This window comes from Amycolatopsis sp. EV170708-02-1, assembly GCF_022479115.1.
Taxonomy (GTDB): domain Bacteria; phylum Actinomycetota; class Actinomycetes; order Mycobacteriales; family Pseudonocardiaceae; genus Amycolatopsis.
The window spans coordinates 5,706,686-5,727,986 of sequence record NZ_CP092497.1 but is presented as its reverse complement, the minus strand read 5'-3'; the positions used below and the strand labels follow the sequence as shown (position 1 = coordinate 5,727,986).

General features: G+C 70.0%; 22 protein-coding genes. 16 read left to right on the top strand and 6 right to left on the bottom strand.

Going from position 1 to position 21,301, the window contains the following annotated elements; all coding sequences use genetic code 11:
- Positions 1 to 90: 90 nt before the first annotated feature.
- The 7 genes from MJQ72_RS25790 (at position 91) to MJQ72_RS25760 (ending at position 6,780) form a co-directional block, all read left to right on the top strand.
- The gene (locus MJQ72_RS25790) at positions 91 to 843 is read left to right on the top strand and encodes a glutamine amidotransferase (protein ID WP_240593591.1); all 753 of its coding nucleotides are present in this window, start codon (positions 91 to 93) and stop codon (positions 841 to 843) included.
- Between the two features lie 31 nt (positions 844 to 874).
- On the top strand, positions 875 to 1,873 hold the full coding sequence (locus tag MJQ72_RS25785) for a DMT family transporter (RefSeq protein ID WP_240593590.1): 999 nt from the start codon (positions 875 to 877) through the stop codon (positions 1,871 to 1,873).
- Complete coding sequence (locus MJQ72_RS25780) at positions 1,866 to 2,900, top strand: phosphotriesterase (protein WP_240593589.1); 1,035 nt, start codon at positions 1,866 to 1,868, stop codon at positions 2,898 to 2,900. Before MJQ72_RS25785 ends, MJQ72_RS25780 begins: the two co-directional genes overlap by 8 nt.
- Positions 2,897 to 3,826, top strand: coding sequence for a ribokinase (locus MJQ72_RS25775; protein ID WP_240593588.1), 930 nt, complete (start codon positions 2,897 to 2,899; stop codon positions 3,824 to 3,826). Before MJQ72_RS25780 ends, MJQ72_RS25775 begins: the two co-directional genes overlap by 4 nt.
- Before the next feature lie 761 nt (positions 3,827 to 4,587).
- The gene (locus MJQ72_RS25770) at positions 4,588 to 4,899 is read left to right on the top strand and encodes a hypothetical protein (protein WP_240593587.1); all 312 of its coding nucleotides are present in this window, start codon (positions 4,588 to 4,590) and stop codon (positions 4,897 to 4,899) included.
- Positions 4,900 to 4,934: 35 nt separating this feature from the next.
- Positions 4,935 to 6,182, top strand: coding sequence for a nucleotide sugar dehydrogenase (locus MJQ72_RS25765; protein ID WP_240593586.1), 1,248 nt, complete (start codon positions 4,935 to 4,937; stop codon positions 6,180 to 6,182).
- Between the two features lie 61 nt (positions 6,183 to 6,243).
- Positions 6,244 to 6,780: an EF-hand domain-containing protein gene (locus MJQ72_RS25760; protein ID WP_240593585.1), complete on the top strand. Its 537-nt coding sequence runs from the start codon at positions 6,244 to 6,246 to the stop codon at positions 6,778 to 6,780.
- 40 nt (positions 6,781 to 6,820) lie between these two features.
- Here MJQ72_RS25760 and MJQ72_RS25755 read toward each other — a convergent pair whose 3' ends face one another.
- The 6 genes from MJQ72_RS25755 to MJQ72_RS25730 are packed head-to-tail and all read right to left on the bottom strand — an operon-like array spanning position 6,821 to position 12,180.
- A complete protein-coding gene (locus tag MJQ72_RS25755; RefSeq protein ID WP_240593584.1) occupies positions 6,821 to 7,222 on the bottom strand; it encodes a DUF6917 domain-containing protein in 402 nt (133 codons plus the stop codon).
- A complete protein-coding gene (locus MJQ72_RS25750) occupies positions 7,155 to 8,099 on the bottom strand; it encodes a Gfo/Idh/MocA family protein (RefSeq protein ID WP_240593583.1) in 945 nt (314 codons plus the stop codon). The genes MJQ72_RS25755 and MJQ72_RS25750 overlap by 68 nt, the downstream gene beginning before the upstream one ends.
- Entirely contained in the window at positions 8,096 to 9,145 is a 1,050-nt protein-coding gene (locus tag MJQ72_RS25745) for an Ldh family oxidoreductase (protein WP_240593582.1), read from the bottom strand. Before MJQ72_RS25745 ends, MJQ72_RS25750 begins: the two co-directional genes overlap by 4 nt.
- Positions 9,142 to 10,362, bottom strand: a complete 1,221-nt coding sequence (locus MJQ72_RS25740; protein WP_240593581.1) for a M20/M25/M40 family metallo-hydrolase — start codon at positions 10,360 to 10,362, stop codon at positions 9,142 to 9,144. Before MJQ72_RS25740 ends, MJQ72_RS25745 begins: the two co-directional genes overlap by 4 nt.
- On the bottom strand, positions 10,359 to 11,177 hold the full coding sequence (locus MJQ72_RS25735) for a sugar phosphate isomerase/epimerase (RefSeq protein ID WP_240593580.1): 819 nt from the start codon (positions 11,175 to 11,177) through the stop codon (positions 10,359 to 10,361). Before MJQ72_RS25735 ends, MJQ72_RS25740 begins: the two co-directional genes overlap by 4 nt.
- The gene (locus MJQ72_RS25730) at positions 11,167 to 12,180 is read right to left on the bottom strand and encodes a Gfo/Idh/MocA family oxidoreductase (protein WP_240593579.1); all 1,014 of its coding nucleotides are present in this window, start codon (positions 12,178 to 12,180) and stop codon (positions 11,167 to 11,169) included. The genes MJQ72_RS25735 and MJQ72_RS25730 overlap by 11 nt, the downstream gene beginning before the upstream one ends.
- Before the next feature lie 145 nt (positions 12,181 to 12,325).
- Between MJQ72_RS25730 and MJQ72_RS25725 the strand changes: the two genes are divergently transcribed.
- The 9 genes from MJQ72_RS25725 to MJQ72_RS25690 are packed head-to-tail and all read left to right on the top strand — an operon-like array spanning position 12,326 to position 21,104.
- Positions 12,326 to 13,495, top strand: a complete 1,170-nt coding sequence (locus MJQ72_RS25725) for a DegT/DnrJ/EryC1/StrS aminotransferase family protein (RefSeq protein ID WP_240593578.1) — start codon at positions 12,326 to 12,328, stop codon at positions 13,493 to 13,495.
- Entirely contained in the window at positions 13,492 to 14,613 is a 1,122-nt protein-coding gene (locus tag MJQ72_RS25720; RefSeq protein WP_240593577.1) for a DegT/DnrJ/EryC1/StrS aminotransferase family protein, read from the top strand. Before MJQ72_RS25725 ends, MJQ72_RS25720 begins: the two co-directional genes overlap by 4 nt.
- A complete protein-coding gene (locus MJQ72_RS25715; protein WP_240593576.1) occupies positions 14,613 to 15,254 on the top strand; it encodes a class I SAM-dependent methyltransferase in 642 nt (213 codons plus the stop codon). Before MJQ72_RS25720 ends, MJQ72_RS25715 begins: the two co-directional genes overlap by 1 nt.
- Positions 15,251 to 15,703, top strand: a complete 453-nt coding sequence (locus MJQ72_RS44910; protein ID WP_315860752.1) for a hypothetical protein — start codon at positions 15,251 to 15,253, stop codon at positions 15,701 to 15,703. The genes MJQ72_RS25715 and MJQ72_RS44910 overlap by 4 nt, the downstream gene beginning before the upstream one ends.
- Positions 15,694 to 16,173, top strand: coding sequence for a UbiA family prenyltransferase (locus MJQ72_RS44905; RefSeq protein ID WP_315860751.1), 480 nt, complete (start codon positions 15,694 to 15,696; stop codon positions 16,171 to 16,173). Before MJQ72_RS44910 ends, MJQ72_RS44905 begins: the two co-directional genes overlap by 10 nt.
- Positions 16,170 to 17,462 (top strand): NAD(P)/FAD-dependent oxidoreductase, encoded by a 1,293-nt coding sequence (locus MJQ72_RS25705; RefSeq protein ID WP_240593575.1) that lies wholly within the window; start codon positions 16,170 to 16,172, stop codon positions 17,460 to 17,462. Before MJQ72_RS44905 ends, MJQ72_RS25705 begins: the two co-directional genes overlap by 4 nt.
- The gene (locus MJQ72_RS25700; RefSeq protein ID WP_240593574.1) at positions 17,459 to 18,952 is read left to right on the top strand and encodes a class I adenylate-forming enzyme family protein; all 1,494 of its coding nucleotides are present in this window, start codon (positions 17,459 to 17,461) and stop codon (positions 18,950 to 18,952) included. Before MJQ72_RS25705 ends, MJQ72_RS25700 begins: the two co-directional genes overlap by 4 nt.
- On the top strand, positions 18,943 to 19,734 hold the full coding sequence (locus tag MJQ72_RS25695) for a class I SAM-dependent methyltransferase (protein WP_240593573.1): 792 nt from the start codon (positions 18,943 to 18,945) through the stop codon (positions 19,732 to 19,734). Before MJQ72_RS25700 ends, MJQ72_RS25695 begins: the two co-directional genes overlap by 10 nt.
- Complete coding sequence (locus MJQ72_RS25690; RefSeq protein ID WP_240593572.1) at positions 19,731 to 21,104, top strand: CoA transferase; 1,374 nt, start codon at positions 19,731 to 19,733, stop codon at positions 21,102 to 21,104. Before MJQ72_RS25695 ends, MJQ72_RS25690 begins: the two co-directional genes overlap by 4 nt.
- Positions 21,105 to 21,301: the final 197 nt, after the last annotated feature.

The window sequence follows — 21,301 nt, the reverse complement described above, 5'->3', positions numbered from 1 at the left end:
CGTTGACGGCGACTGCAGCGCATCCTATATTGGCGGCGTTGCGCTATGTTGCGCAACAAGCGCTAACGCTTTCGCCCGAAGGAGTCGTCGATGGTCAAGGTCCTGCTAGCCGGGGAGTCGTGGGTCAGTGCGACGATCGACCACAAGGGATACGACCCGTTCGCGCACACGCAGGTGGAGATCGGGTGCGAGCGGCTGCTGGCGGCGCTGGCGGCGGAAGGGGTCGAGGTGACTCACCTGCGTTCGCACGACGTGGCCGAGAAGTTCCCGCAGACCCTGGAGGAACTCGACGCCTACGACGTCGTCCTGCTCTCCGACATCGGCTCCAACACGCTGCTGCTGCACCCGGACACCTTCACCCGCGGCCGTCCGACGCCCAACCGCCTCAAGCTGCTGCGCGAGTGGGTCACGAACGGCGGCGGCCTGATGATGGCCGGCGGCTACCTGAGCTTCCAGGGCTTCGAGGGCAAGGCCAACTACCACCGGACGCCGATCGAGGAGATCCTCCCGGTCGACATCGACCCGTACGACGACCGCGTCGAGACCCCGGAGGGCGTCCGCGCCCAGGTCGTGCGGCCCGGCCACCCGGTGGTCGCGGGTCTCGACCGGCACTGGCCGATCCTGCTGGGCTACCAGCACACCACGCTGAAGCCGGACGCCGAGCTGCTCGCCACCGTCGAGGGCGACGTCATGCTGGCCGTGCGCCAGGTCGGCCGCGGCCGCACCCTCGCGTTCACCTCGGACATCTCCCCGCACTGGGCTCCCGAGGAGTTCATGGACTGGGAGGGCTACCGCAAACTCTTCGCGCAGGCGATGTCCTGGCTCGCCGGACGCGAAGTCTGAGCCGCGCGCACTCGGGATCAAGGAGGATTCGATGAGTACGTCGTCACCCACCGGCCGCGCGGCCTCGGTCGTCGTCTTGACGATCGCGACCGTCTTCGCCGGAATGCTCGGCCCCTTGCAGTCGCTCGTCAACGGCCATCTCGGCACCGCGCTCTCCGACGGGCACGCCGCCGCGCTGGTGTCCTTCGGCACCGGCCTGGTGCTGATGCTGATCATCGTGCTGGCGCGGACCCGGACACGCGACGCGTTCTTCCGGCTGCCCGGTCAGCTGGTGCGCGGGGAGATCCCGCGGTGGAACTTCTTCGCCGGTCTGTGCGGCGCGGTGATCGTGCTCTCCGAAGGTGTCACGGTCGGTTTCCTCGGGGTGGCGATCTTCCAGACCTCGCTGATCTCCGGCATGGTCATCTCCGGCGTGGTGTGCGACCGCCTCGGTATCGGCGTCCCGTTCAAGCAGGCGATGAGCGCGCCGCGCGTGGCCGGGGCGATCCTGGCCATCTGCGCCACCGTGCTGGTGGTGTCCCCGAACTGGTCGGCCCCGCACATGATCGCGCTGGCGATCATGCCGTTCGTGGGCGGCCTGCTCGCCGGCTGGCAGCCCGCCGGCAATTCCGAGGTGGGCCTGCTGTCCGGCTCGATGTTCGTTTCCATCACCTGGAACTTCCTCATCGGCTTCGTGGCGCTCGGCCTCGTGTACGTGGTGCGGATGGCGGTCTCGGGCGCGCATTTCACGCTGCCGGGCACCTGGTGGATGTACTTCGGCGGGCCGCTCGGTCTCATGTCGATCGCGTTGATGGCCTTGCTGGTGCGGGGTCTGGGGCTCCTGCTGCTGGGGCTGGCCTCCACGGCCGGTCAGCTCATCGGGTCGCTGCTGCTCGAACTCGTCGCTCCCGCCGCGGGTTCCAGCCTGCACCTGGTCACCGTCATCGGCGCGGTCGTGGCACTGGCGGCCGCGGCGATCGCGATGATCCCGTCCCGGCACACGGCCGAGCCGGCGGTCCTCGCCCAGCCCGCCGAGGTGCGCCGTGGCTGAGGTGCGCGGTGTTCTCGGCGCGGTCGACGCGGCGGGCCTCGGGCTGGTACTGCCGCACGAGCACCTCTTCAACGACCTGTCCTCCGCGGTCGCCGAGCCGTCCTATGCGTCCACCCGGCACCTCGCCGAGGCGGAAGTGGGGCCGGGCCTGCAGTTCCTGCTTCGTCAGGATCCCTACTGCTGCACCGACAACGTGGCGGCGAAGGACCGTGCCAGCGTCGTGCGCGAGGTGACCGCGTTCGCGGCGGCGGGCGGCGGCACGCTGGTCGACGCGACCGGCAGCGCGGCGATCGGCCGGGATCCGCTCGCCTTGGCGGCGGTCGCCGGAGCCACCGGGGTCACCATTGTCATGGGCACCGGTGCGTACCTGGAGAAGTTCGAGGGGGAGCGCATCACCGCGGTCACCGTCGACGCGCAGACCGAGCACATCCTCGCCGAACTGGACGAGGGTGTCGGCGAGACGGGCATCCGGGCCGGTGTCATCGGCGAGGTCGGTGTTTCGCCGTCCTTCACCGACGGGGAACGGGCCTCCTTGCGGGCCGCGGCGCTCGCGCAGGCGGAGCGCCCGGCCGTGGGGCTGAACATCCACATGCCCGGCTGGCAGCGCCGCGGGCACGAAGTGCTCGACCTCGTACTGGAGGAATGCGGGGCGCTCCCGGCCAAGGTGGCGCTGGCGCACAGCGATCCGTCCGGTGACGACCCGGGATACCAACGCGAGCTTCTCGAACGCGGCGTGCTGCTGGAGTTCGACATGATCGGCCTCGACATCTCGTTCCCCGGCGAAGGTGTCGCCCCGACGGTTTCCCAGACCGCTCACGCCGTGGCCCGGTGGGTGAACGAGGGCTTCGGTGACCAGATCATGCTGTCGCACGACCTGTTCCTGAAGCAGATGTGGACGCACAACGGCGGCAACGGGCTCGTCTTCGTGCCGACGATCTTCGCCGATCTGCTCGAAGCCGAAGGCGTGCCGGCCGAAGCCGTGGCCCGGCTGATGCGAGACGTCCCGGCCCGGTGGCTGACCGCATGAGCCGCGCGATAGCCGTGGTCGCGTCGCTCAACGTCGATCACATCGTCCGGGCGCCGCGCATCCCGGAGCCGGGGGAGACCCTGATGGGGTTTTCGGCGAGCCGGGAGCTGGGCGGGAAAGGCGGCAACCAGGCGGTCGCCGCCGCCCGGCTCGGCGCGGAAGTGGCCGTGATCGGCTGCGTCGGCGAGGACGAGGACGGCGACGAGTACCTGGAAGCCCTGCTCGCCGAGGGCGCCGACGTGACCCACGTGCGCCGGTCCGCGCTGCCCACCGGCCGGGCGGCGATCACCGTCGACGCGGAAGGTGTCAACTCGATCGTCGTCGTGTCCGGGGCGAACGCCGACATCCCGGCGGCGGCCGCCGAAGCGGCGATCAGCGAACTGCCGGGGCTTCGGGTCGTCGCAGGCCAGCTGGAGGCGGCGGCCGAAGCGACGGAACGCGCTTTCGCGGCCGCTCGCTCACGTGGCGTACTGACCGTGCTCAACACCGCGCCCGCCGGAGACGTGGCCGGGAAGCTGCTGCCGGTCAGCGACGTGGTGGTGTCGAACGAAATCGAGTTCCGGCAGCTCACCGGCCAGGATCCGTTCGACGGCAACGGGTTGCGGCGCGGCGGCGCCGACTTGTTCGCCGCGGGATGCCGGTGGGTGATCGTGACGCTGGGGGCCGCGGGATGCGCCGTGCTCGACGCGTCGTCGTCCACGCGGGTGCCGGCCGTCGCGGTACGGGCGGTGGACACCACCGCCGCGGGAGATTCGTTCGTCGGCGCGCTCGCCGCCAGGCTCGCGGAAATCCCCGGTGAGCCGACGACCGCGGACGTGGTGGCCGCTTGCGGTTTCGCGGCGAAAGTGGCCGCGGTCGTGGTGACGCGGCACGGGGCGCATCCCTCCCTGCCGACCTTGGCCGAGGTGGTCGACGCTCACCGCTAGGGCTTTCGCTTTGCCTCGTCCTCGGCGAGGTGTGGAGGTCGAGTTTCCTCGGCTCAGCCGGGTGAAGGGGTCCTTCACGTGCAGCCGCCGTGACTGCTGGTGCGCATGGGGTCTGTGGCGTTCCGCAAGTCCGTGAAGGCCTCCTTGAGGGACCAGTGCTCACCCACTGGTGCGACCGGCGGTCGAGTGTGGAGGATTCAGGACGTTCAACGTCCTGAATCCTCCACACTCGGTCTCGCCGATGAGGGATTCGGGACACTGAGCGCCTCAAATCCTTCACGGACGGGCCCTGCTGGATAAGCGGTGTAGTCCACGGGGGAAGATTCCGGCCGTCCGACGTCCGGAATCTTCCCCCGTCAGGTTGTTCGCCACCGGGCGTGGCAGGCACGACCTTGATCAACGGAAGATCGGGGACGTCGAGTGTCCCGGATCTTCCGTTGATCAAGACCTGCGCGCAGGTCAGCCATAGGTAAGCGAATACCGGTCCTCCTTGAGGAACCCAAAGTCCCTCAAGGAGACCTTCACGGACGAGGCTCGGGGCTGAGTAGTCCCGGTTCGTCCGGACGACCGTTCACGCCACTCCTTCATGTGAACGGCGCGTTCTCGGCAGTCACGCAGGGAGCGCTTGACGCCACCATCCGAATGACCCTTCCCGACCGGCCGCAACCTGCGCGCGTGAAGATCCGCCGCGAGCAAAGTTTGACACGGAGTGACTGTTAGCGTGCGGAGAGAAGTCGTGATCTTGGATGTGGAGGCATGCGATGAAGCGTTTTGTCGCCGCGGTGTTGAGCGCGGCATCCGTGGGAGCACTGCTGATCGTGTCGAGTCCGCCCGCTCAGGCGGCGGCGGGCAATGTGGTGGTCTTTTCCACCGAATTCCAGCGTCTGGACACCTATCGGAATCCGGAAGGCTGTACCAAACTTCCCATCGCCGCACACGTTTTGGTCAACCTGAGCTCGTCCGAAGTGGTCGTTCACCCGGATCCGCTCTGCCTGACACCGGGTATGCGGGTCGAGCAAGGGTTCGGCTCCCACGTCATGCCGGGCAGCGGCTCGTTCTCGGTCAACCGTTGATCGTTTCGTGCGACAAAGAGACTGAGAAGGCTTACGTGTCTGTCGACGTTGTCGTTGTGGGAGTCGGCTACGTCGGGCTACCGCTGGCGGAAGCCATCGGCGGGGCGGGGTTGTCGGTGATCGGATACGACACCTCGCCTCGGGTGGCCGCGGAGATCGCCGCGGGCAGGCCGCATGTACCCGACGTGTCCGGGAGCCGGCTACGGGCCATGCGAGAGAACGGTTTCACGGTGACGGCCGACCCCGAGGTCCTCGGTGGCGCGGAGACGATCGTGCTGTGCGTGCCGACCGGGCTGACCACGGCGGGCGGACCGGATCTGGCCGCCGTGCGCGGCGCGGTGGCGACGGTCGCCGAGCATTTGTCGCCGGGCATGATGGTGATCATCGAGTCGACGAGTTTCCCGGGCACCACCGACGAGATCGTCCGGCCGATCCTCGAAAAGCACGGTCTGACGGCGGGCACCGACTTCTCGCTCGCGTATTCGCCCGAGCGGGTCGACCCGGGGAACAGGCGGTTCGGCATCAGGAACACGCCGAAGGTGATCAGCGGGCACACCCCGTCCTGCGCGAAGCGTTGTGCCGAGTTCTACGAGCGCTTCGTCGACACGGTGGTGATCGCGCGTGGCACCAGGGAAGCGGAGATGGCCAAGCTGCTGGAGAACACCTACCGGTACGTGAACATCGCGCTGGTCAACGAGATCGCGATCTTCTGCGACCGGATCGGCGTCGACGTGTGGGACGTGATGCACTGCGCGGCGACCAAACCGTTCGGCTTCACGTCGTTCGCGCCGGGGCCCGGGGTCGGCGGGCACTGCATCCCGGTCGACCCCAAGTACCTGCTGGACAAGGCCGAGCGGGAAGGTGCCCTGCTCGGCGTGGTGCACGCCGCTCGTCTCGTGGACGACCGGATGCCCGAGCATGTGGTCGACCGCGTGACCCGGCTGCTCGCCGAGCACGGAAAGCCGTTGCGAGGCGCGAAAGTGCTGTTGCTCGGTGTCTCGTACAAGGCGGACGTGCCGGACACCCGCGAGTCCGCCGCCATCCGGATCGCCCTTCGGTTGCGGGCGCTCGGGGCGGAGCTGTCCTACCACGATCCGGTGGCGGAGACCGTGCCCGAACTGGGGCCGCCGGTGGCCGATCTCGACGTGGCGCTCCGCACCGCGGATGTCGCCGTCCTGCTGGTGGCGCATCGCGCCTACGACCACGGCCGCCTGGCCTCGACGGCCAGGTTGCTGTTCGACGTGACGGGACAGGTTCCCGGGAAGGAGGTCGTCCGTCTCTGAACGTTCTGCCTGAACGCGTACCGCAATTCTTCCGATCTTTCGCGAAAAGGAGAGTGCACGAATGACCACGGCGATCAAGAACGACCGGCTCAAGAAGCGTTTCGAGAAGTGGGACGTCAACGGCAACGGCAAGATCGAGAAAACCGACTTCGAGGCCGAGGCCACGAGGATCATCGGCGCGTTCGGCGAAGACCCGGCGTCGCCGCAGGCGCGAGCGGTGAAGGACTCGTTCGTGACGATGTTCGAGTTCCTGGCGGACAAGGCGGGCGTCGGCCCGAACGGATCGTTGAACGAGCGGCAGTTCACCGAGGTGATCGAAGCGCAGATCTTCCAGGAAGGCGACGCGGGTTTCTCCCGGGTGGTCCGCCCGACCATTTCGGCGATCGTCGGCCTGTGCGACACCGACGGCGACGGCGAGGTCGATCAGCGGGAGTTCGCCAAGTGGCTGGACGCGATCGGCGTCGAAGCCTCGGCCGTCGCCCCGGCGTTCCGGGCCATCGACGTGAACGGCAACGGAAAGCTGACCGTCGACGAACTCGTGCACGCGGTCCGCGACTACCACCTCGGCAAGAGCGACGTGCCGCTGCTGGGCAAGTGACCGCGCGGTGGTGAGTGGCTCACCCGCGCCGGGGAGCCACTCACCACCGGCCCCGGAAGCAGACCTCCCGCTCCGGCTTCAAACCGATCCCTTCACCGGTGACCGGCCGCTCGGTGTGGATGAGGATGTTGTAGTGGTTGGGGAAATGGCAGCCGTCGAAACCGAGCACGGTGCCGACGAGTTCGCCGCCGATCCACACTTCGTCGCCTCGGTCGATCACGCCGGCGCGGGCTATTTCGGCGAAGCCGAGGAAGCCGACGTGGTCGATGCGTGCGCCCGGTTCGGTGGCGTCGTGGCTGGTCGTCACGAGTTCGTGCACCTCTCCGGCGCGAACGCACCGGCTGGCGAACGGTTCGAGGCTCATGCCCCGGTCGTCACGCCGATGCACCAGCACCTTCACCACCGTGCCGGTGATCTCCCGTTTCGGCCCGTCTTCCCGCATCGTGCTCCCTCCGGTAACAATCGTTCACTATGGACAGCGCGGCCAGGCCGTTGTCCTGCCAGGAGCCGCCCTTGCGCACGGCCTCCTCGAACTCGTTCAGCAGCCCGTCGTATTCGTGCCACAGCGATTCCTTGAAGCCCGGGTAGCCGTCGAGCAGGTCGGCGTACCGGACGGTGCCGTCCGCCAGCCGGACCTCGACGTCCTTGACCTCCCCGGGAAAAGACCAGTCGAGTTCGACGACCGCGCCGTCGAGCACCAGCGTCGCCTGCCGATCGATGCCGTCCGGGTCGCGGCTGATCCGCACGTCCCGCAGCGTCAGCGTGCTGAGGAAGAACTGGACGAGATCGAGGGCGTTCGGTCCGTTGTCCGCCACGCATCCGCCGCCGCATCGCGTCGCGTCGAGGTACCAGCGATCACCGCCGACGTGCTCTTCGATCCGTTCCAGGTAGCGCACCGTCAGGGAATCGATCGGGGGCCCGCCCGCGATCCTCTCGCGCAACGCGCGCACATTGCTGTTGTACCTCCGGTGGAAGGCCGTGAACAGCGCGACATTCCGCCGCGCCGCGCGCGCCACGAGGTCCTCGCCGTCGACGAGGCTCGTGGCGATCGGCTTCTCCACGCACACGGGCAGACCCGCGTCCAGCACGTCGCGGCAGACGGCAGCGTGCACGTCGTTCGGCGCCGTGACGATCACCGCGTCGAGCCCTCCGGCGGCGAGCATCTCCCGATGATCGCGGTAGCCGGGCACGGCGCTTCTCGAAAGCTCCGCCGGGTCGAGATCGCAGACCGCCGCGAGGCGGAACGCCGCCGACCGCTCGACCGCGGAAAGGTAGAACCGCGAGATGACACCGAGCCCCACGACACCGACCCGGATCATCCCGCCGTCCTCTCCGCCGCCGTGCGGAGTTCCCGGTAGACCGCGTCGGCCACGGGCACGCCGTGCGCACGGCGGTGGGCCGCGCGCTCACCCTCGTGCCAGCCGGGATAGACGACCGGGGCCGCGGGATCGCGGGCTGGCCACTCCCGCACCGCCGTGAAAAGCGCGGACGCGTCGGCGGCGAATCCGGTGCGCAGGACGTCCGGAGCGATAGCGAGCGCCAGCACGCCGATGTCGTCGTCGCGGTTCCCGTCGGCGGAGGTCGCGCCGAGCAGGGCGCCGGGTACCAGCGCACCGAGTACCTCGACGAGCAGGCCGAGCCCGAATCCCTTGTAGGCGCCCGTTTCGGGAGCGCCGCCCAGCCATTGCAGATGGGCTTCGCCCCGGTCGAACGCGGCGGGATCGGTCACCGGCGAACCGTCGCCGTCGGCGAGCCAGCCCGGCGGGATCTCCCTGCCTTCCCGTGCCGCGGCGCGGATCCGGCCGGTCGGCACGACGGTGGTGCTCATGTCGAGGACGAACGGATGCGCGCCGCCGGCGGGACAGGCCAGCGCGAGCGGGTTCGTGCCGAGCATCGCGGCCGTGCCGCCGGGCGGCGGGGCGATGCGCTGGCCGCCGCAGTTCGAAGCGACGAGGCCGATCATGCCGTGCGTGACGGCACGCGCGGCATGATGACCGGCGCAGCCGATATGGGTCGCTCCGCGCAGCGAGACCATGCCGATGCCGTGTCGTGAAGCCCTGGCGCAGGCCAGCTCCATCGCCTGCGAGGCCGACCACAACCCGAGCGTGCGGCGGGCGTCGGCGAGGACGCACGCGCCGAGGTCGGTCTCGACGGCCATGTCCGCCTTCGGCTCGGCGCGTCCTTGATCGAGCAGAGGCAGGTACAGCCTGGTCAGGTTCACGAGGCCGTGCGAAGTCACCCCGGTCAGGTCGCCGTGGCACAACGCGGCCGCGGCGATCGCCGCCCGGTCTTCGGGAACGCCGCGGTCCGCGAAGACCCCGGCGGCCAGGGAAAGCAGAACGGGATAGGGCACCAGCACGGTCATGCTCCTCCGTCGCGGCCGAACCGCACGACGATCTCGCGGACGAGATCGCCGAACCGGTCGAGTTCTTCGACATCGGCGTATTCCCCACGCGCGTGCGCGTTGTTCGCTCCCAGCGAACCGGGGCCGAGAACGGCCGTCTTGGTACCGGGAACGCCGCCGAGCCACAGGGCGTCGCACGTGAACCCCGGCTCGTCGTCCGGCCAGCGGGGAACGAACGCGTCCAGCAGCGGGATGTCCTGTGCCGGTAACGCCGGCAGGTCGCGTTTCAGCCAGCGCAAGCCGGTGATCGCCGCCGCGTCCCTCGCGGTGCGGGCGAAAGCCGAAGACCGCCGGAACCGGGCACCGAACGCGGTGACACCGGTCCGCAGCCCGTCCTCCAGCGCCGAGGCCATCTTCGCCGCCGCTTCTCCGGAGTCGTAGGGGATGTTGAGCAGAAGTTCGCCGCTGCCGTACACCCGGTTGTGCATTAGCCCCGTGTGCAGGCCCGCGACGCAGACCTGACCGTGCTTCGGCAGGTCGTCCGCGAGGTGCTGGGCGAGGAAACCGAGCAGAACCGTCGCGTTGTGACCTCGGTGCGGCTCGTCGTCGATGGCGTCTTCGCCGTCCACTCGCACGCACGCGGTCATCGACGCCGAGCAGCGGGGAAGGTATCGCAGCCCGGTCGGCTCGCAGAAGATGTTGAGCTCGCCGTGGAAACCCGCTTCGACGAGCGGCCGTGTCCCGAAGGTGCCCATCGCGCCGCCCTCTTCGCCGGAGACGGCCTGGACGAGGACACCGATGTCCCGGCCGACCGCCGGCTCCGTCGCCAGCGCGGCCCGGATACCGGCCAGCAAGGCCACCGCGGGCCCTTTGGCGTCGATCGCGCCGCGGCCGACGAATCTGGTGCCGTCGAAACCGGCCGGTTCGAACGGGGCCACCGTGTCGAGGTGGACGTTGAACATGACGGCGGGGGAGGCGGGGCCGATCCGCAGCACGAGGCTCGGCTGGCAGGCGAGGAATCCGGGCCCGGTATCGCGGAGCAGGAGGGGGACACCCGGACGGTCCAGCACGGACGGGTCCGGGGCGGCGAACCGCAGGACGTCGAAACCGATGTCGATGGCGGCGTCGGCGTAGGCGCGCATCGCGTCCCACAGGCGGACTTCGCCCTTCGTTTCGAGTGGCCCGGCCGTCGGGAGGTCGAGCAGCTTCACCAGCAGGCTGCGATCCCCGGGTATCACCGGAGCAGCCCGGCCATCGCCCGGCCCGCGGCGACGAACGCGTCCGCCGCGCCGTCCGCCAGCACCCCTTGTTCGTGCGGTGTGATCGCGAGATGCGGTTCCAGCGACCACGCGCCCTGGTATCCGTTGGCCCGCAAGAGTTTTACACAGTCGGCGACCCGCGCGGAGCCCTGGCCGGGGAGTGTGAAGCCGCGTTCGTCGGCGTCCTTGACGTGCACGTGTTCGACGTGGCCGACGATGTCGGCGAGCAGGTCGAACCCGTCGTAGCCGTGGGCGACGCCGTTGCCGGTGTCGAACAACAGCTTCAGCGCCGGGCTCGCGACCTCGTCCAGCAGGTCGAGCATGCGCTCGGCCTTCGTGCCCGCCCAGCCAGAGCAGTTCTCGTGCAGCAGCGTCACCCCGTGTGCCGCGGCCCGTTCGGCGAGAACGGTGATCCTCTCGATGGCCAGCGCGCGCCAGGCTGGATCGCTCAGCCCGTCGTTGGGATAGGACATGATCCTCAGATAGCCGGTGCCGAGCGCTCGCGCCCGTTCGGCGAGCACGTCGAGTTCCCTGAGGTCGTGCCGGAAATCGGTGCCTGCCGGCCGGGACCAGCCACCGATCCGGGACGCCAGGCAGACCACGCGCACACCGCTGTCCGACAAGGTGGCCGCGACGGCGTCGAACCGTTCGTCGGTGAGGTCGGCGACGGCTTCCCTGTCGACCGTGCGCAGTTCGATGGCCTTCCAGCTCAGTGCGTCGAGCACCGAGAGCTGGCCACCGATGTCGTACGCCGCCTCGTCCGTGAGGCCGGCGAGCACCGGGTCATCCGGCATGGGTCGCCACCGCGTCGGGGCCGGTGACCGGTTCCGCGCAGATGTTCTTGGCCACCGACAGCAGCCGCACCACCTCGGTGGCGAAGGTGAACCCCTGGGTCTGCTCCCCGTCCAGCTGGAACTTCCGGTAGGCCTCGGACATCCATTCCGTCATGGCGTCGTCCCGCAGCACGACGTGCTCGGACCGCCCGTTCGCCCGCAGCGTCAGCTGCGAGTGATGGTCGTCGCCGCTCACCGCGAAATGCCCGACCGCGCTGCCGTGTTCGAACTCCACGGTGACCCGCCGCTCGCGGACCGGGGAGGTGAGGTCCGAGCGGATCTCCGTGTGGACACCCGAGTTGTGCCGGAGGCCGACGACGGCGCCGCCCATCCGGGGACCGACGTTGCCCTCGACCTCGAGATCGGTTCCGGACGCGTGGGTGACCCGCGCGGCGCCCGCGAGCCGCAGCGCGAGCGCGACACCGTGCGGCAGCTCGACGTCGAAGGCGGTCGGGTGGCCGGGCCGCACGAGCGACCGGCGGAATCTCGGCTTGTTCTGCACGATGTCGATCGCTTTCGCGGCGCCGAACCGGCCACCGCGGATGAGCTCGACCAGCCGCGCCGTGAGACTGCTGGCGAGCCAGGGCTCGACGACCTCGACATGCAGTTTGTACTTGCGGCGAAGGCGGACGATCCGGGCGAGGTCGTCGATGTCGGTCGTGAGGGGTTTCTCCACGATCACCTTGCGAAAGCCCAGTGCGGCGAGGTCGGAGAGCACCGCCAGACGCTGGGTCGGTGGCGTGCACACGTGCACGACCGTGTCGTCGGGACGGAGGCCGTCGGCCGCGGCGTGGAGGGTCGGCGCGACCACGAGACCCGGCCGGGAGACGACGGTCTCCCTCGGTTCGCAGGCCACGACGGGATGATCGTCGAAGAGCTGCGGGGTCCGTTCCCGGAGTTTGGCCAAGACGGGGAGATGCAGACCCGCGCCGGCCCGGCCGAGTCCCACGACGAATGAACGCACAGGCGAGCTCGCTCCTCGAGTTTCGCAATGAGAATTCCCTTTCGAAACTGACATCGCCAAGATCGACTGTCAACAGTTCGGCCTCGGGTTGACCAGGAAGTGCGAACGTGGGCGGACGGGCGGATTGCCTGTCCTACGCTCGGAAATGGTTCCTACACCACCGGAGGTGGGTACGCTGTCGGTGTCTTTCTTCAATCAATCGGCCACATTCGAGCGAACGTGGACCGGCACCAGGCGACATATTCTCGACGTCATCGAAAATGGCAAGTATTCGCACGGTGCCAAGGTGGCCGAACTCGAGCGGGCACTGGCCGCGTACACCGGCGCGAGGTTCGTCGTCGGGGTGAACAGCGGAACGGACGCGCTCGTCCTGCTGCTGAGGGCGGCGGGCCTGGAGCCCGGCGGGGAGGTGATCGTCCCGGCCTTCTCCTTCGGGGCGTCGGCGACCTCGGTCGTGCTCGCGGGCGGTACGCCGGTCTTCGCCGACATCGAGCCGGACGGGTACGGCATCGACCCCGCCGCGGTCGCGGACGCCGCCGGAGAACGCGCCCGGTTCGTCATGCCGACGCATCTGTTCTCGCGGCCGGCGGATATCGACGGTGTGCTCGACGTCGCGCGACGCCTCGATCTCACGGTGGTCGAGGACAGCGCGGAGGCCATCGGCATGCGGCACCGCGGCACGCACGCCGGCCTGTTCGGCGCGGGCGGCGTGCTGTCGTTCTTCCCGACGAAGACGCTGGGCGCGCTCGGTGACGCCGGCGCCGTGCTCACCGACGACCCCCGGATCGCCGCGACCGCCGACGCGCTCCGCCACCACGGCCGCTTCGGCGGCACGATCGCCGACTTCCCCGCGATCTCGACGGCGACCGGCCTGCCCGGCGTGAACAGCAAGATGGACGACATCCAGGCCGCCGTCCTCCTCGCGAAGCTCACCACACTCGACAGCGACATCGCCCGGCGCGCGGAACTGGCGTCCCGGTACGGCGAAGGGCTCGCGGGAGTGGCGGGGGTGCGCAAGCTGCCGGAGAACCGGCCGGACAGCGTGTTCTACGTCTACGTGGTCGAGGTCGACGCGCGGGACGACCTGGCGGCGTATCTGTCGGCGGTGGGCGTGGAGACCGAGATCTACTACCCGGCCCCGCTTCACCTGCAGCCCTGCTTCGCCGGCCTCGGCTATCGGGAGGGTGATTTCCCGAACGCCGAGAACGCCTGCCGTCACACACTCGCGCTCCCGCTGTATCCGGACATGCCCGCCGGAGACTGCGACCGGGTCTGCGCCGCGATCCGCGACTTCTACCGAGGACGGCGAGGATGACCCTGCCGTTCTTCCCGACGGATCTCTTCGACGACGACCGTGCCGAACTGCTGGACATCGTGCATCGGGTCGGCGTCGCGCCCGAGCAGAAATTCATCCTCGGCGAGCGCACGGCCCGCTTCGAGGCGGCCATCCGTGACTCGGTCGGCGCCGTGGACGCGGTCGCTTGCGGCAGCGGAACCTCGGCACTGACGCTGGTACTGCGCGCGATGGACGTCGGCGCCGGGGACGAGGTGATCGTGCCCGCCTTCGGATGCGCACCGCTCGCGGCCGCGCCCGCCCTGCTCGGCGCGAAGCCGGTGTTCGCCGACATCGACCCGTGGACGATGGTCGTCGATCCCGCCGAGGTCGCCAGGCTGGTCACCCCGCGCACCAAGGTGATCATGCCGGCGCACATGTTCTCGGTCATGGCGGACATGCCGGAGCTGCGCCGGATCGCCACCGGCGCGGGCGTGCGGTTGCTGGAGGATTCCGCGGTCGCCCAAGGGGGGATGCTCGCGGGCACGCCCGCCGGGATGTGGGGCGACGCCGGGGTCTACTCGTTCGTGCAGGTCAAGACGTTCGGGATGCCGGGCGAAGGGGGAATGGTCGTCACGAAGGACGCCGGGCTCGGCTCGGTGGTGCGGATGCTGCGCAACCACGGTCAGGACGGGAAGACCAGGTTCGTGTATCACCGCATCGGCTACAACAGCCGGTTCGACGAGATCATGGCGGAGTTCCAGCTGTACCGGCTTCCGACGTTGCCCCAGCGGCTCGAACGCCGGGCACGGATCGGCGAGTACTACACCGAACGCTTCGCCGAACTGGCGGGCTGCGGTGTGCTCGCGCCGCCTCCCGCCCGTGACGGACGGTGCTACTACGTCTATTCGCTCCTCAGCGAGCGCAGGGACGAACTCCGTGAGCACCTCGCGGCGCGAGGTATCGGCTCGCATGTCTACTACCCGGCGCCGTTGCCGAGGCAACCCGCGTTCGCCCCCTACACCCGGCCTGGCGATGCCTGGCCCGCGGCGGAACTGGCCGCGCGCCGGACGCTGGCCATCCCGATCTACCCGCATCTGACGGACGTGCAGGTGGAACGCATCGCGGACGCGGTGTGCCGATTCGCGAAGGAGCCGTGATGCAGCAGGTCACCCACACCCCCGCGCCGAGCGAGGTCGCCGACGAGTGGCGGAAACGCGCGGAGCGCGCCGGGCTGACCCGGGTCATGCGCGCCTCCCAGCCCGCCGGACTCGCGGCCGGGACGACCGCCCGCACCATCCGGCTCGTCACGAGGTACCTGGAGTCGCTCGGCGAGGTGGGATCCGCGCTGGAGATCGGCTGCGGGATGGGCAGGCTCACCCCGGCGATCGCCGCGCACGCCCGTGCGCTGACGGCGATCGACATGACCCCGCGGATGCTCGCGCTGGCCAGGGAGAGCTGCGCACATCTGTCCACAGTGGACTTCGTGCGGACGACCGTCCAGCGGCTTCCCTGGAAGGACAAGCGTTTCGACGTCGCCGTCTGTGTATGGGTGCTGATGCACGTCCTCGACGACGACGAGATCGCCGAAGCGTGCCGGGCGATCGCCGCGGCGGCACGGCATCTCGTCCTGGTCGAGTACGAGGAAGCGGAGATCCCGGTCGGCCGGTTCTCGAGAGTGCGGACCGTGGAGGAGTACTTGGCCCTGCTCCCCGGCTCCCGCCTGCTCGAACGACGCGAGCTGGACTATGGCGGCGACCGGTCGTTCGCCGCGCTGATCGCGTTGGACGAACCGCGATGACCACCCTCGCCGTCTCCCGTGGCAAGGCCTACTTCAGGCTCGCGAAGCTCGACATCGTCGACTACTACCTCGGCGTGGTCGTGGTGTGGACGTTGCTGGCGCCGGTGTCGAGGTTCGATCCGGGCGTCCTGGCGACCGTCGGGGTGTTCCTGCTCGGCGAGGTGTTCGTGATCGCGGCGATGGTCGCGCTGGACGATCTCACGGGTTACCGGGACGGCAGCGACATCACGAACTACTCGCCGGACGACGCGCGGCGCAAGCGGTACCGGAAGCCCTTGGTCGCGGGAACGCTGAACGAGGCCCAGGTGCTGCGGTTCGCATGGGCGACCGGCGTCGTTGGCGCGGCGCTGTGGCTCGCGGCCGTCGCGATCGCGCCACACCGTCCCTTGTGGACGGTCGTGCTGATCGTGGTCACCTACTTCTTCTCGTTGCAGTACTCGTGGGGGTGAAGCTCAGCTATCACGGTTTCCAGGAGTTCTTCATCGCGGCGCTGGGCTGGGCGCTGGTCCTCGCGCCGTACGGTCTCGCGACCGGCGAGTTCACCGGGTTCGCGCTCGCCCAGGCGCTGCTCTTCGGCCTGGGACCGCTGCTGTTCGGCGTCTACTCCAACACCAACGACGTCGACGGTGATCGCCGGGTCGGCAGGCCGACGGTGGCCGCCTTGACTTCGGCGCGGGGCAACACGGTCTTCGTGATCGCCGTGTCGGCGGCCGAACTCGCGCTGATCCTCGCCGTCCCCGCCCTCGGTGGCCCGTGGTGGTTCCCCCTCGCGCTGGTGCCCACGATCGTGGCACGCGGATGGCAGGTGTGGCTCGGTTTCGCGCTGGGGGACATCCTGCGGGCGCGCATGCTCGGCATCCGGATCCACCGGCTCACCGTGCTGACGCTCGTCCTGGTGAACCTGGTGGTGATCACGTGACCGATGTCGACGTGGCGGTGGTGGGCGCTGGTGTCGCCGGGCTCACCGCCGCGTACGAGCTGGGCAAGGCGGGAAGGGAAGCGCGGGTTTTCGAGGCGGCCGACGTGGTCGGCGGCCGGATGACGACGCTGCGCGAGGACGGCTACCTGATCGACACCTGTGCGGAGCAGATGGCCGAGCGGGGTTACGAGGAGACCTGGCGGCTGCTGGCGGAACTGGGCGTCGATCCCGCCGCCACGCCCCCGATCGGACGGGGTATCGCGATGTGGCGCGGCCGGGCCAGGCCCGGCGTCGCGCAGACGCGGGGACTGGTCACCGGTGCCGGATTGTCCGTCCGGGCGCGGCTGGACGCGGCACGGCTGATCAGGGGAACGTTCGACACCGAACGGCCGGAGAATTCGAGGCTCGGCGAGGCCACCGTCGCGGAGTTCGCCGCGCCGCATCACCCGGATCTGCTGGATTACCTGCTGCAGCCGATCGTTTCCGGCTTCTTCGGCTGGGATCCGGCCCGGTCCGCCGCGGCGCCCTTGCTGGCGCTGCTCACGGCGGTGGGGCCACCGCCGACGTGGCGGGCGTATCGCGACGGGATGGACACCTTCGCCCGTGCCCTCGCCGCGAAAACGGACGTCACCACGGGGTTTCCCGTCGACGAGGTCGTCGACGACGGTTCCTCGGCGCGCCTTCGCGGCGGCGCGTGGGAGATCAGCGCCCGATCGGTCGTACTGGCCGTACCCGCCCCGGTGGCGGCCCGGCTCCATCCCCGGCACGGTTCGGCCTTTCTCCGCGAGTGTTCGTTCACGCCGGTGGTCAAGGCGCACCTGCTGCTCGATCGCCCGCTCGGTGGGCCCGACTACGCCTTGGTGGTGCCGACCGCAGAGAACGGCACGGTGTCCACGGTCATCTTCGACCATCTGAAACATCCCGGCCGCGCGCCGGAAGGGCTCGGGCTGGTCACGCTCATGGCCCATCCGGCCGTGGCGCCGGAGCTGCTGGAAGCCTCCGACGAGGCCGTGGCGAGCCGGTTGACCGGCGCCGCCGAACCGCTCGTTCCCGGTCTGGGATCGGCGACCCGCCGCGCGATCGTCCGCCGGGTGCGCCACGCGGCGCCCGAAGCGACGCCTCGGGCGTTGGCCTTGCGTGGCGGGTTCGAGGCGGGCCTCGGCCGTGGCGTCGTCGACTACGCGGGTGACTGGGTGTTCCTGAGCCCGTGCAGTGAGGCGGCCGTCCGCTCCGGTGTACGGGCGGCGCGTCGGCTGGCCGTTCGCCCGGCGAAGGAAAGGGCCCGATGAAGCCCCACGACATGGGCACGTTGTTCGACGAGTGCGCGAACACCCGGACGTGGGTATATCTCGACCGGCCGTTCGACATCGCCCCGGACCGCGGGACGGCCTACTCGGTCGCCGGGCTCGCCAGGCTGGTCCGGGACGCCGCGGGATGGTTGTCCGAAGCCGGCGTGGGGCCGGGGGACCGGGTGGCCATCGTCAAACGCGGCCACTGGGACTACGACCTGCTCGCCTGCGCCGCGGTCCGGATCGGAGCCGTTCCGGCGAAGCTTTCCGGCGCGCTGCCGGACGACACCCTGGATCTCCTGCTGCGCCGCCTCGGCCCGGCGGTGCTGGTCACCGACCGGCCTTCCCTGCGAGCGGACCGGATCCTGCGCGTCGAAGACTTCGCCGCCGCGCCGCCGCCCCCGGTACACCGCAGGCACGCCGACGAACCGCTGCTCGTCTGCCACACCTCGGGGACGACCGGGACACCGAAACTGGTGGTCCACACGACACGGACGATCATCGACCGGCTGGCGCGCCCGGAAGCGATCCGCTGGCCCGTCCTCGGTGTGCGGCGGGACGACGTGCTGGCCAACGCCAGCGCGTACGCGCACGGCCGGACCTTCTGCTGGACGGCGTCGGCGTTGTGCCTCGCGCCGCGGGAGATCGTGATCCTGAGCGACGCCTCCTCGGCGCCGTCGATGTTCGGCCGTCATCGGCCGACCGTCGTCGAAGCCCTCCCTTCGGCGTTCGTGCGCTGGCGGCCACTCGCGAACTCGCCGGAGAACCCGTTCCTCCGGGTGCGGAGATTCGTCAGCACGTACGACGCGGTGCACCCGCCGGTGATCCGGACGATGCTCCACGCCAGCGGCCGGAAGTGTCCACTGTGGATGCAGGGCTGGGGTCAATCGGAGACGGGGCCGCTGTCGTTCCGGTTCTTCACCAGGCGGACCGCGCACACCACCCGCGATCTCGGCAGGCCGTTGCCCGGTCTCGCCCGGCTGCGGGCCGTCGACCCGGATACCGCCGAACCGGTGCCGCGCGGCACCGCCGGGCTGTTGCTGGCCCGCACGCGGGCGCGATGCGTGGCGTACGTGGGCGAACAGGACCGATGGGAGGCCAAGGTGTACGGGCGGTGGTGGAACACCGGTGATCTGGGCGTGGTGGACCGCGGTGGCGCGGTGACGCTGCTCGACCGCGAGGTCGACACCGTGCCCGGGATGAGCTGCCTCGCGGTGGAGGACGCGATCGAAGACCGCCTCCCGTCCATCGCCGAATGCGTGGTGCTCTCCGCGGCCGGACGCGCGCCGATCCCGGTCGTCGTGACCGACGACGGGCTGGACGCGGCGGACTGGCGGAAGGCGGTGTTCGGCCTGCCGCCGCTCGGGGAGCCCGTGGTGCTTTCGTGGGACGAGGTCCCCAGAACCGGGACGGGGAAGGTGCGGCGCCTGGAACTGCTGGCGCGGCTGACCGGCACGGCCGAGACGAACGGTTCGGGAAGGTGGACGTGAGCACGGCCTACGCGTTCGACAACGACAGCGGGCACGCCGTCGAGCAGCATCGCTGTCTCTCGGCGGCGTACGATCCGGTCACCTTCGCCCGGCTGGCGGGGACCGGCGTCGGGGCGGGCTGGTCCTGTCTCGAGGTCGGCGCGGGCGGCAGCGGGGTGGCGCGCTGGCTTGCCGGGAGAGTGGCGCCGACCGGCACGGTGCTGGCGACGGACATCAAACCCCACCACATCGCGCCCGCACCGGGATTGACCGTCCTTCGGCACGACGTCGTCCACGATCCCTTGCCACAGGCCGAGTTCGACCTCGTCCACACCCGGCTGGTACTGCAGCATCTGCCGGAGCGGGAGGCCGTGCTCCGCAAGCTGGTCCGCGCGCTGAAGCCGGGCGGGTGGATGCAGATCGACGAGTTCGACATTTCCTACGGCCCGGTGCTGCTCGCACCCGGCGTGCGGGCCGCGAACCTTTACGAGAAGTTCCTCGCGGCCAAGGAAAAGGCGTTCACCATGGCGGGCGGGGACGGCACGTGGGGCCGCCGCGCCGCCGCGTCCATGGTCGCCGCGGGGCTGGCGGACGTCGATCCGGTGCCGTCGGTCTTCCCGTGGCGGGCCGGATCGCCCGGTCTGGAGCTGCTGATCCACCACACACATCACCTGCGGGACCGGTTGATCGCCGCGGGGATGACCGACGGCGAGCTCGCCGAAGTGCGTGCGGTCATGCGGGATCCGGGGTTCCGGGCGTCGTCGTGTGTCGTGTATTCGGTGCTGGGCAGGCGTCCGGAATGAGTACCGCGCTGGACACCGTGACAGTGGCGGGGCCACTCGACCTGCCGCTGGCCGGCGAGCTCGACGTCCAGGCCGCCTGCGGGATCATGCATGTGCACGGCCGGAGGTTCGGCGGGCCGGCCCGGCTCGGTCTCGACTACGCGTCCATCGTCGCGGCCGAGCTGTCGGCACTGGGCGCCGTCGCGCTGAAGCTCGCGCGTGGCCGGGGCATCCCGCTGCGCGGTGTGTCCACTTCGCTGGCGCAGGCGGCGTTGCTGGCGATCTCCCAATATCTCGCGGCGGCGACGACCGAAGACGAACAGCACGAGTCGTTCCTCCCCGGCGGGCCGCCCTTCCGCTCGGCTGACGGCGTCGCGTTCGAGATCGAGACACTCGATCCGGCGGTGTGGCAACGGTTCTGGACGACACTCGGAGCCGGCACACGAGTGATTTCGAGTGGCTGGCATCCGTTCATGCACCGCTTCGCGACCGCGACCTGCCCGCTGCCGCCGGAACTGACGGCGACTCTCGCCGCGCGACCGATCGGCGAGCTCGAACAGGTCGCCCTCCTGACGGGGATGACCCTGGTGCGGACGGCGGAGCGGCCGCTCGACCGGGCTCCCGCGTTCGTCGTGAGCGGGGAGGGCCGCGGGTACCGTCCGGTCCGGGCGGTGGAGCCGCTTCCGTTGTCCGGCCTGGTCATCCTCGAATCCTGCCGCCGGGTCCAGGGTCCGCTCGCGGGCCATCTGCTCCGCCTTCTCGGCGCGACGGTGCTGAGGATCGAGCCGCCGGGCGGCGATCCGCTGCGGTGGGTTCCGCCGATCGCCGGCCACACGTCGGCCAGGTTCCGCGCGCTCAACGACGGGAAAGAGGTCGTCGAGATCGACCTGGGCACCCCGGACGGCAGGCGGCATCTGCTCGAACTCGCCGCCGGGTCCGACGTGTTCCTGCACAACTGGGCGCCGGGCAAGGCCGAGCGGTGGTCGTTGAGCGCACTCGACCTCGCGCGCGCCCGGCCGGGGATCCTGTACGCGCACGCGTCGGGATGGGGGACGGAGCTGGGGCCGGAACCACCGGTGGGCACGGATTTCGTCGTCCAGGCTTACGCGGGGATCCCGCCGTCGCTGATGACGATCGTCGACGTGTTCGGCGGAGTCGTGTGCGCGCACGGGATCGTGACGGGTTTGGTACAGGGCGCCACGCGGGTCGCGTCGTCGCTGCTGTCCGCGGCGTACCGGCTCAACGCGGGTGCCCGCCGCCGCTGCGACCGCCCGCTGTCGGTGCCGGTGTGCGACGACCTCGCCGCACTCGCCGCGGATCCCCGGTTTTCCCCCGCCCTCGTCCGGGCCGACTGCGCGCTCGTCGCTTCGCCTTGGGAATTCACGTCGTGAGCTGGGTGTCGGAGACCGGCGTGGTCCTGCGTGACCTCGTGCCCGCCGGGCTACGCCGCGAGTGGGTCCACTGTGGACACTGCCCGGACCGGGATCTGTACTCGTTGTTCAGTGACCGGGTACGCGAGCATCCGCTGCGCACGGCCGTGATCGACGACGAAGGCGCGCTCGACTACACGATGCTGGACGTCGCGGTG